The organism is Streptomyces alkaliterrae (assembly GCF_007097205.2).
Lineage (GTDB): Bacteria > Actinomycetota > Actinomycetes > Streptomycetales > Streptomycetaceae > Streptomyces > Streptomyces alkaliterrae.
The window spans coordinates 1-10,107 of record NZ_VJYK02000200.1 but is presented as its reverse complement, the minus strand read 5'-3'; the positions used below and the strand labels follow the sequence as shown (position 1 = coordinate 10,107).

Annotated in this window: 11 protein-coding genes; 5 read left to right on the top strand and 6 right to left on the bottom strand. The window is 73.0% G+C overall.

The genetic code is table 11. The features are described 5' to 3' along the window. The first annotated feature begins 75 nt into the window (after positions 1-75). From cbiE to FNX44_RS18110, 3 genes are read left to right on the top strand one after another with little or no spacing between them, the layout of a single operon-like run. Positions 76-1,377: a precorrin-6y C5,15-methyltransferase (decarboxylating) subunit CbiE gene (cbiE, locus tag FNX44_RS18120; protein ID WP_323369478.1), complete on the top strand. Its 1,302-nt coding sequence runs from the start codon at positions 76-78 to the stop codon at positions 1,375-1,377. A 4-nt stretch (positions 1,378-1,381) separates the two neighbouring features. Next, complete coding sequence (gene cobM / locus FNX44_RS18115) at positions 1,382-2,143, top strand: precorrin-4 C(11)-methyltransferase (RefSeq protein WP_143649328.1); 762 nt, start codon at positions 1,382-1,384, stop codon at positions 2,141-2,143. Continuing rightward, positions 2,140-2,901, top strand: a complete 762-nt coding sequence (locus FNX44_RS18110; RefSeq protein ID WP_143649327.1) for a cobalt-precorrin-6A reductase — start codon at positions 2,140-2,142, stop codon at positions 2,899-2,901. The genes cobM and FNX44_RS18110 overlap by 4 nt, the downstream gene beginning before the upstream one ends. A 42-nt stretch (positions 2,902-2,943) precedes the next feature. Here the strand turns inward: FNX44_RS18110 and FNX44_RS18105 are convergent, their stop codons facing one another. Then, on the bottom strand, positions 2,944-3,858 hold the full coding sequence (locus FNX44_RS18105) for a S41 family peptidase (protein WP_143649326.1): 915 nt from the start codon (positions 3,856-3,858) through the stop codon (positions 2,944-2,946). Between the two features lie 196 nt (positions 3,859-4,054). Next, complete coding sequence (locus FNX44_RS18100; RefSeq protein WP_228449984.1) at positions 4,055-5,491, bottom strand: FAD-binding oxidoreductase; 1,437 nt, start codon at positions 5,489-5,491, stop codon at positions 4,055-4,057. 134 nt (positions 5,492-5,625) lie between these two features. Between FNX44_RS18100 and FNX44_RS18095 the strand changes: the two genes are divergently transcribed. Then, positions 5,626-6,564 (top strand): DUF4184 family protein, encoded by a 939-nt coding sequence (locus tag FNX44_RS18095; RefSeq protein ID WP_143649325.1) that lies wholly within the window; start codon positions 5,626-5,628, stop codon positions 6,562-6,564. Here the strand turns inward: FNX44_RS18095 and FNX44_RS18090 are convergent. The 3 genes from FNX44_RS18090 to FNX44_RS18080 all read right to left on the bottom strand — a co-directional run bounded on the left by FNX44_RS18090 (position 6,510) and on the right by FNX44_RS18080 (position 8,493). Further along, the gene (locus FNX44_RS18090) at positions 6,510-6,740 is read right to left on the bottom strand and encodes a hypothetical protein (protein WP_143649324.1); all 231 of its coding nucleotides are present in this window, start codon (positions 6,738-6,740) and stop codon (positions 6,510-6,512) included. The genes FNX44_RS18095 and FNX44_RS18090 overlap by 55 nt on opposite strands. Before the next feature lie 179 nt (positions 6,741-6,919). Further along, entirely contained in the window at positions 6,920-7,369 is a 450-nt protein-coding gene (locus FNX44_RS18085) for a PTS sugar transporter subunit IIA (protein WP_143649323.1), read from the bottom strand. A 44-nt stretch (positions 7,370-7,413) separates the two neighbouring features. Next, entirely contained in the window at positions 7,414-8,493 is a 1,080-nt protein-coding gene (locus FNX44_RS18080) for an SIS domain-containing protein (RefSeq protein WP_143649322.1), read from the bottom strand. A 311-nt stretch (positions 8,494-8,804) separates the two neighbouring features. Between FNX44_RS18080 and FNX44_RS18075 the strand changes: the two genes are divergently transcribed. Continuing rightward, positions 8,805-9,299: a hypothetical protein gene (locus FNX44_RS18075; protein ID WP_143649321.1), complete on the top strand. Its 495-nt coding sequence runs from the start codon at positions 8,805-8,807 to the stop codon at positions 9,297-9,299. Between the two features lie 91 nt (positions 9,300-9,390). Here the strand turns inward: FNX44_RS18075 and cobJ are convergent. Then, positions 9,391-10,107, bottom strand: a 717-nt coding sequence (cobJ, locus tag FNX44_RS18070) for a precorrin-3B C(17)-methyltransferase (protein ID WP_143649320.1), incomplete at its 5' end; no start/stop codon positions are given.

Sequence of the window (10,107 nt, the reverse complement as noted above, 5' to 3'; positions counted from 1 at the left end):
CTCAGTAAGGTCGGGGGCGGCCGTCGGGCGTGAGCCCGTGGCCGGCGGTCTTCCACGAGTCCCGAGGTGTCGGCAGTGAGCACAGAGCAGCCCCGCGCGGCGCGGTCGCCGGTGGTCGTCGTGGGGATCGGCGCGGACGGCTGGGAGGGCCTGGCCGAGACGTCCCGCCGCGCGCTGCTGGCCGCGGACGTGGTGGTCGGCGGGGGCCGTCAGCTGGCGCTGCTGCCGGCCGACTGCCGGGCCGAGCGGGTGGCGTGGCCGTCGCCGCTGCGGCCGGCGGTGCCGAAGCTGGTCGCCGAGCACGCGGGGCGCGCGCTGTGTGTGCTGGCCAGCGGCGATCCGATGTTCTACGGGATCGGGCGGACCCTCGCCGAGGAGCTGGGGCCCGAGCGGCTGCGGGTGCTGCCGCATCCGTCGTCGGTGTCGTACGCCTGCGCCCGGCTGGGCTGGGCGGCGCAGGACACGGAGGTCGTGACGGCGGTGGGCCGTCCGCTGGGACGGGTGGCGGCGGTGCTGCACGAGGGCCGGCGGCTGCTGGTGCTCAGCGCAGGCGCCGACACCCCCGGGGATCTGGCCGCGCTGCTGCGGGAGCGCGGTTTCGGGCCCAGCCGGTTGGACGTGCTGGCGCGGCTCGGCGCCGAGGACGAGGAGCACACGACGGGCACGGCGGCGGACTGGTCGGCGGCGCCGGGCGACCCGCTGAACGTGGTCGCGGTGGAGTGCCGCCGCGAGCCGGGAGCGCTCCGTCTCGGCCTGGTGCCCGGCCTGCCGGACGAGGCGTACGAGCACGACGGGCAGCTCACCAAGCGGTACATACGTGCGGCGACGCTGGCGGCGCTCGCGCCGGAGCCGGGGGAACTGCTGTGGGACGTGGGCGGCGGCTCGGGCTCGATCGCCGTCGAGTGGCTGCGGGCGCACCCCGCCTGCCGGGCGGTGAGCGTGGAACGGGACGCGGTGCGGGCCGAGCGCATCGGCCGGAACGCCGCCGCGCTTGGCGTCCCGGGGCTGCGCGTGGTCACCGGGCGGGCGCCGGCGGCGCTCACCGGCCTGCCGACGCCGGACGCGGTGTTCATCGGCGGCGGACTGACCGGACCCGGGCTGCTGGACGCCTGCTGGGCGGCGCTGCGGCCCGGCGGGCGGCTGGTCGCGAACACCGTCACCCTGGAGTCCGAGGCGCTGCTGGCCGGCTGGTACCGGCGGCACGGCGGGGAGCTGGTGAGGCTCGGCGTCGCGCACGCCAGGAGCGTGGGCGGCTTCACCGGCTGGCGGCAGGCCATGCCGGTGACCCTGTGGTCCGTGGTCAAGGAACCCGTGGGCAACGACCACCCGGCGGGCGACGGCGAACCGCACGGGAACGACACGGCAGGAGACGACTGAAGCGATGACGGTGTACTTCATCGGTGCCGGCCCCGGCGCCGCCGACCTGATCACGGTGCGCGGCGCCCGGCTGCTGGCCGAGTGCCGGGTGTGCCTGTACGCGGGCAGCCTTGTCCCGCGTGAGCTGCTGGCCGAGTGCCCGGAGGGGGCGCTGCTCGTCGACACCGCGCAGCTCAACCTGGACCAGATCACCGCCGAACTGGTCGCCGCCCACGCCTCCGGCCACGACGTGGCGCGTCTGCATTCGGGCGACCCGTCGGTGTTCAGCGCGGTCGCCGAGCAGATGCGGCGGCTGGACGCGGCGGGGGTGCCGTACGAGATCGTGCCGGGCGTGCCCGCGTTCGCGGCGGCGGCGGCGTCGCTGAAGCGGGAGCTGACCGTGCCGACGGTCGGGCAGACGGTCATCCTGACCCGCATCGCGCAGCGCGCCACGGCGATGCCGCCCGGCGAGGACCTCGCCACGCTCGGCCGCAGCGGCGCGCTGCTGGTGCTGCACCTGGCGACACGCTACGTGGACCGGGTCGTGGACGAGCTGCTGCCGCACTACGGCGCGGACTGCCCGGCCGCCGTCGTCGCGATGGCCAGCCGGCCCGACGAACTGGTGCTGCGCGGCACGCTCGCGGACATCGCGGAGCAGACGAAGGCCGCCGGCCTGGTGCGCACGGCCGTGATCATCGTCGGGCGGACGCTGGCCGCCGAGCAGTTCCCGGACAGCCACCTGTACTCGCCCGAGCGCGAACGCCCCGAGGGCGGCTGCGCGTTGTGACCGACCGGCCGCACGTACTGCTGCTCGGCGGCACGTCCGACGCCCGCCGCCTGGCCGCCGAACTCGACGCGGCGGGAAGCGGATTGCGGGTCACCAGCTCGCTTGCCGGGCGGGTGGCCGACCCCCGGCTGCCGGCCGGCGAGGTACGGATCGGCGGTTTCGGCGGCGTGCCGGGGCTGGTCGACTGGCTGCGCGAACACCGGGTGGCCGCGATCGTGGACGCCACCCACCCGTTCGCGGCCGTCATGAGCCGCAACGCCGCCCTCGCCGCCGCCGAGACCGGCACCCCGCTGCTGGCCCTTCGCCGCCCTGCGTGGACGCCCGGCCCCGGCGACCGCTGGCACGAGGTCGGCTCCCCTGCCGAAGCCGCCGCGCTCCTGACGGAGTTGGGCCGCCGCGTCTTCGTCACCACGGGACGCGGCGAGCTGGCCGCGTTCACCGCCTCGCCCGAACTCTGGTATCTGATCAGGTCGGTGGACCCACCGGAGCCCGCAGACCTCCCCCCACACCACGAACTCCTCCTCGCGCGCGGCCCGTTCGACCTGGCCGCCGAGCGGGAGACACTGCGCCGCCACCGCATCGACGTACTGCTGACCAAGAACAGCGGCGGCCCGGCGACGGCCCCCAAACTGCTGGCCGCCCGCGAGGCCGGCATCCCGGTGGTACTCCGCCGCCGCCCGGCGACCCCGCCGGGCGTGCCCGAGGTCCCGGACGTCCCGGACGCCCTGCGCTGGCTGGACCGTCTGCCATCTCGCTGACGCGTGCGGTCAGAGCGTGTTGCTGATCCCCCGTTCGGCCGCCTACGCGCAGCCGGGCTGCTCGGACAGCCATTCCTTCGCCGCCTCCAGGACGGGATCCTTGGCTCCCCCTCGCCCGAGGTTGTCGACGACTGGCTGGTCGGGCGGAATAGGGCTGTCGTATGCACGCCCCGTGCGGTCGGCGTACTTCACCTCTGTCAGGTTGAGCATCGCCCCGTCGGACAGTTCATGTTGTGCGTTGCCGGTGGGGATGCCTGTGGTGTCTTCACCGAAGGAGCGCGTATCAGGGCGCCCGCGGAAGGCAACGGTCACCGCCTCCCCGGCACTGGCGGTTGCACGGCTGGTGAGCACCGCGAAAGGGGCTGATCCGCCGCCTACAGGGGGACTGGTTCCCCACCCGGTGGATTCACCGTTCAGATGAGGACTGCCCTTCTCAATGGACCACACCGTCTTCTTTCCGTCCGCATCGACGAACGACCCGACGTGGCCGTCACCGAGGATCGGTCCCACGACGGCGAGCATCGGCCACATGTTGCCACCGCTGTTGCGGCGCAGGTCGATCACCCAGCCGCAGGCCTTCGGGCGATTGGCCTTTGCCACGGCACTTCGCCCCTCCCGCACATACTGCTGATAGACAGCCTCGGATCCCTGGACTCCGGGAAGCGACAGGTACCCCATGCGGCCGGCCAACGCCCGCCCTTCCACGGGGTTGCGGAGCTGCTCTTCCCCGAACATCTCCTTCAACCTCTTCGGGTCGTAGAAACCGCTGTGCCCGTCTCCCAGACTGCCCACGGCCGCCTCTATGGCCCGATAGGTGTCGCGAGGCCGCTGCGCGCTGCTGGCCTGGGCGAAGGCAGTTCGCCGTACCTCGTCCCAGTCGACATCGTCGCGGCGGAGTGCGTTGTCCTCCATGACCGTCAACGCGGTGGACAGGTAGGTCCGAGCTTCGTCGGACATCGCCGCCCCTGGAGTCGACGCCTCCTCTCCCGTGCACCCGGCGCCGGCAGCGAGAACACACACCAACCCGGCGACCTTTAAACGCAGCAAACGCCCCCGACCCATGCGCCCCCCATTCCAGCAAAACCAGTTGGCCTGTTGGGGACCCTAGCTCTTCGCGATCAGCGTGTGGCTGACTCCGGCTCAGAAGAAACTCTCAGGGCCGCGGTGTGATGTTGGCGTTGAGGCGGAAGAGGTTTGTCGGGTCGTACGTCGCCTTGATCTCCGCGAGCCGTTCGCGGTTCCCGCCGTAGCCCTCGCGCAGCAGCTTGTCGCCCTCCTCCAGGAATCCGGGGAAGTTGAGGTAGAGGCCGCCGGTGGAGAAGGAGCCGTGCAGGTCGGCGAAGACGCCGCGCACCCAGGTCATGTTGGCGTCCGAGTCGGCCTCCTCCTCCCAGTTGGCCTCCAGTCCGAGGAGGTAGGGGGCCGTACGGTTGGCGAAGGCGGTCTCCTCCTCGCCGACCCGGGCCATCGCGCCTCCCTGGAACCAGACGTCGATGGTCGAGGCCGGCGAAGGGGCCGCGGTGACGTGGGTGGCCAGTCGTTCGACGAGTTCGTCGCTGAGTTCGCCGACGTTCAGGGACTTCCAGTAGTAGCGCCCGCCGTCCGGGTAGTCGGCGTCAAGAGCCTTCTGGGCCTCGGTGTACGGCATGGCCCCGCTCACGTCGCCGAGCGGTTCGGTGATCTCCCGGAGCGGCCGCAGTACCCGCTCGCCCTCCGCCGGGCCCCCGGGATGCACGGCGAGGAGCGCCACGAAGAGCTCGCCCCGCGCCTCCGGCGGGAACTCCTCCGCCTCCGGCACCCGGCCCAGCACGGCGACGGGCGCCACGTCCTCGGGCGCGTCGGCCGTGTACCGCTCGCAGAACCGCAACACCTCCCGGGCGTGGCTCAGCGGGTAGAGCACAAAGCAGAGGAACACCTCCGGGCCCACGACGTGCAGCCGGTACTCGAAGGACGTCACGACGCCGAAGTTGCCTCCGCCGCCTCGGATCGCCCAGAACAGGTCCGGGTTCTCCTCCTCACTGGCGCCCCGGACCCGCCCGTCGGCGGTGACCAGCGTCGCGGAGGCGAGGTTGTCGCAGCTCAGCCCGTACTTGCGGCGCAGCCATCCCATTCCCCCGGACAGCGTGAGTCCGGCGACGCCCGTCTCGGACACCACCCCGAGCGCGGTGGCCAGTCCGTGGCGCTGGGTCGCGCGGTCGACGTCGCCGAGGGTGCAGCCGCCGCGTGCCCGCGCCGTCCGCCGCTCGACGTCCACTTCGACGCCCCTCATCTGCGACAGGTCGACGACCAGACCGCCGTCGCAGACGGCGTGACCGGCCACACCGTGTCCACCACCGCGTACGGCGAGCAGCAGCCCCTGGTCGCGGGCGAAGTCCACTGCCGCGGCCACGTCCGCGTCGTGGGCGCACCGTACGATCAGCGCCGGCCGCCGGTCGACCATGGCGTTCCAGATCGAACGCGCCGGGTCGTAGTCGGAGTCCTCGGGCCGGATGAGCCGCCCCCGGAGCCCGGCGGCGAACTCCGCCAGTGCCGAGTCCGGGATGCCGTTCAAGGTGCTCGCCGCGTCCTGGTGGGCTCGGTCCACGCTCATGAGTCCCACCTCCCTCTTCTAAGGTTCACACCAAGCGGAAGCCCTCACCACCGGACCGAGGGCGGGGCTTTCCGGCGGCGCCACGGGGCCGTCCACACCGCAGAGTCGGGGCCGCCGAGCCGAGGGGATTACGGATGCCGTTCACGTTGAGTCATGTCGCCGCCGCACTGCCCGGCCTCCGCCTGGACGGCACGGGCCGGGGCCCGTTGGTGGCCTCCGCGCTGGTGGCCGGGACGATGGCGCCGGACGCCGTGTACTTCGCCGACAGCCTGCTGCCGGGCGCGATGCGGCTCGGCGAGCTGACCCACTCGCTGCCGGGCGTGCTGACCGTGAACGTCTTCATGGCCGGGCTGCTGGTGATGCTGTGGCTGTGGGTGCGCGGACCGTTGTTCGCGCTACTGCCCGCGCGCCGGCAGGCGCGGGCGTACGCGCTGCTGGGTCCGCGGACGCCGGGCGTGCGCCCGAGCGCGCGGCTGCTGGTGTGCGGGTACCTGTCGGCGGCGCTCGGCTCGGCGACACACGTCGTCTGGGACGCCTTCACCCACCAAGGGCGCTGGGGCGTACGCGCGCTCCCGTTCCTGGAGTCGACGACGGTCGCCGGGCTTCCGGGCTACAGCCTCGCCCAGTACGGGAGTTCGGCGGTGGCGCTGCTTGTCCTCGCCGCCTTCTGGCGGTCGGCGGCACGGCGCCCACCGGCGGCCGGGCCGCCGCCCGGGGTGCCGGTGCTGTCGCCCCGCGCCCGGTGGGCGGCCGTAGCGCTGGTGGGGGCGTTGACGGTCGTCGGCGCGGTCCACCGCTGTCTGCGCTGGGCGGCGGTCTCGGAGATACCGCTGACACCGCTGGACCTGGTACCGACGTCACTCTTCGGGGCGGGCGCCGGACTCGCGGTCGCGCTCCCGCTGTACGCGGCGGTGGTACGGCTCCGCGCGCCCGCGCGCACCCCGGTGGACGCGCGGGTCGGCACGCCGCCGTGCGCGCCGGAGTCCGAGCCGGAGTCCGAGCCGGAGCGGGTGCCCGCTCAGCCCGGCGGGCGGCGGAGTTCGTCGAGCGTGGGGTCGAGCGACGCCTCGTAGACGCCCGTGCCGCGGCAGAACCGGCAGTGCCCGGAGCGCACCAGCGTCTCCAGCGGAACGCGGAACGGGTCCGGGCCCGGCCCATACGCCCAGGCGCGCGGCACCTGGCCGACGCCGTGGCAGAACTGGCACTGCGGCCCGCGCGGTTGTTCCGGTTCGTCTGCTGGGCCCGTCATGGCACTCGCCCTCGCATGTCTCGCCTGTCGCTCCGCCGCGCACGGTGGGTTCGCGGCGCTCGCCAGCGCCCATCTATACCACTCTGGACATACGACGGGCCGCCCCCGGCCAGGCTGGTGTCCGAGGGCGGCCCGAGTCGTACGGCGCGAGCGGCGGCCACCACCGCGGTGGCGGCGGCTCAGCGCAGGGCGAACAGCGTGTCGCCGGCCTTCACCTCGCCCGACTCGACGACGTCGGCGAGGGCGTCGGCCGTCACCTCCAGGGCGATCACCGGCGAGATCGGGGACTTGCCGGCGGCCTCGACGGCCGCCGGGTTCCAGCGGATCACCGGCTGACCGCGCGTGACCCTGTCGCCCTTGGCGACCAGCAGCTCGAAGCCCTCGCCGTCCAGCTTGACGGTGTCGATGCCCAGGTGCGTGAGCACCCCCCGCCCCGCGTCGTCGGCGACCACAAACGCGTGGGCGTGCAGGGAGACGATGACGCCGTCGAGCGGGGCAAGCGCCTCGGACGGCTCGCGGACCGGGTCGACGGCCGTGCCGGGGCCGACCATCGCGCCGGCGAACACCGGGTCGGGCACGGCGGCGAGTCCGATGGCACGACCGGCGAGCGGTGACGTGACCGAGGTCATGGGGGCCTCCCAGGGGGCGGAGCGTTGGTACGTGGGCGGTGGGATCAGTGGGTCTCGGTGACCTTGGCGAGTGCGCGCGGCGCGTCCGGGTTCTGGCCCCGGGCGATCGTCACCTCGTAGGCCAGCAGTTGCAGCGGGATGATCTCCAGCAGCGGCTGAAGCTCCTCGGCCACGTCCTCCGTCGGCAGCACAAAGCCGGCCGAGGCCTGCTCGACCTGCTCGGCCGTGCCGAAGACGACGAGGTCCGCGCCGCGCTCGCGCAGTCGCTCCAGGACGGGCGCCAGCGCCGTCCCGCCCCGGCCGTCCGGGACGACGGCGATCACCGGGGAGACGTTGCCGACCATGGCCAGCGGGCCGTGCAGCAGGTCCGCGCCGGAGTAGGAGAGAGCCGGGATGTAGCTCGTCTCCATGAGCTTGAGCGCGGCCTCCTTCGCGGTCGGGTAGCCGTAGCCGCGCGAGGTGATCACCATGCGCTCGGCGAAGCGGTAGCGGGCCGCGAGCGTCCGGACCTCGTCCTGCCGGTCAAGCAGCGACTGGGCGAGGCCCGGCAGGTCCTTCGCCGCCGCGCCGTCGCCGCCTGCGAGGCCGTCGACGAACAGGTACAGCGCGAGCAGGGAGGCGGTGTAGGTCTTGGTCGCCGGGAGCGCCTTCTCCGGGCCGGCCATGATGTCGATGTGGTACTCGGAGACGGCGGCGAGCGGCGAGTCCGGGTTGTTCGTCACGGCGAGCGTGATCGCCCCGGCTTCTCGCGCGGCCTTGGTCGAGGCCACCAGGTCCGGCGACCCGCCCGACTGGCTGACCGTGATCACCAGCACGTCCCGCAGGTCGGGCCGGGCCTCGTACGCCGTCGTCGTGGACATGGAGGTCAGGCCGCACGGCATCCCCAGCCGGATCTCCAGCAGGTACTTCGCGTAGAGCGCGGCGTTGTCCGAGGTGCCACGCGCGGTGAGCAGCACGAACCTCGGCTTGCGGGCCGCGACGAGCGCGGCGGTCTCCCGGATGCGGGAGGCACCGGAGTCGAGGATGCGGTGCAGCATCTCGGGCTGCTCGGCCATCTCGCGGGACATGACGCTGCCGGGCAGCTCGCTCTGCTCGGCGCTGCCGTTCGGGGCGGTGGCGGACATGTGAGGTGCCTCCAGGCGGAGAGTGGGCGCGGTGGTCCGACTGTGTTTGTAACCCATTGAACCACCACTGGTCTAGTCCACTCGCCCGTGAGTCGGACGACACCGAGGAGGTGCTGACGCAGTGCGGAGCGCCAAGCCGCCCCGGGCACGAGGGCGAACGCGCCGACCGGGCCTGCCGTCAGGGCGCGCGCTCGGTCCACTGCACGACCGCTCGACATTCGGCCCGCCCCAGTTCTCCCGTCACCAGTACGATGACGCGTCGCGGGCCCGGTGCTGTGATCGGCTCCGACGTCCGAGGAGGGGCGCGGTTCATGGAAAGGTTCGAAACAGGGAGTCTGGCGCTGATGCCTGGCCAGAAGGTTCAGGCCAGGGTCCTCAGCCACCACCCGTGGGGTGTGATCGTTGAGATCGTCGGCTACGAGAACGTCGGCCTGTCCGCCTCCATCGACATGATCCAGCAGTTCTCCCAGGCCACGAGCGGCTACGAGGAACTACTCGCGCTGTTCCCACCCGTCGGTTCGCAGATCGAGGCGGTGATCGAGCAAGTCCACCGCTGGCATCCGCCGGTGTCAGTGCGGCTCAGCATCCGGCCTGCCGACCTGGAAGCACTGACCTGGAGCTGCGACTTCTGCGGTGAACAGATCACATTGAGCCCGGGTGGAGACGCCCTCGTTCTGGACTCGCGGAGCAACGACGGCCCAGGAAGCCACAGCGTCATCTCCCACCGGCACTGCCTGGCTGAGCGCATCCGCCCGCAGAACGCCGGAGAGCGGGCGCGAGCAATGAAGATCGGGAAGATGTGCTGAGGGGCGTGAGCGATCCCGCGGTCCCCAGTCTCGACCGTCGGCCCCGAGCGGCGTGTGGCTGTTCGGGGCCGACCGGCGTGGCGTTCCGGCGTCAGTCGGGGTAGCGGCGGGGGGTCCAGACGGTGTTGTTGGTGTGTTGGGTCTGGGAGCTGCCGACGAGGATGATCGTGCGCATGTCGACGTCGGCGGGGTTGAGGTCGGCGAGGGGGACGGTGCGGACGCGTTCCGTGGGGCCGCCCACGTCGCGGGCCAGGACCACGGGGGTGTCCGGGGCGCGGTGTTCCAGGAGGAGTTCGCGGGCCTTGCCGACCTGCCAGGTGCGGCTGCGGGAGCCGGGGTTGTAGAGGGCGAGGGCGAGGTCGGCGGAGGCGGCGGCGGCGAGGCGCTGCGCGATGACCTCCCAGGGCTTGAGGCGGTCGGATAGGGAGATCACGGCGTAGTCGTGGCCGAGGGGGGCGCCGACGCGGGAGGCGGCGGCGTTGGCGGCGGTGACGCCGGGCACGACGCGGACGGGTACGTCCGCGTAGGGCTCGGTGGCGGCGACCTCCAGTACGGCGGTGGCCATCGCGAAGACGCCCGGGTCGCCGGACGAGACCACGGCGACCCGGCGGCCGCGGCGGGCCAGGTCGAGGGCGAACTCGGCGCGTTCGGACTCGACCTTGTTGTCGGAGGGGTGGCGTTGCTGGCCGGGGCGGTGGGGGACCCGGTCGAGGTAGGTGGTGTAGCCGACGAGGTCCTGGGCGGCGGCGAGTTCGCCGCGCGCCTCGGGGGTGAGCCAGAGGGGGCCTGCGGGGCCGGTGCCGATGAC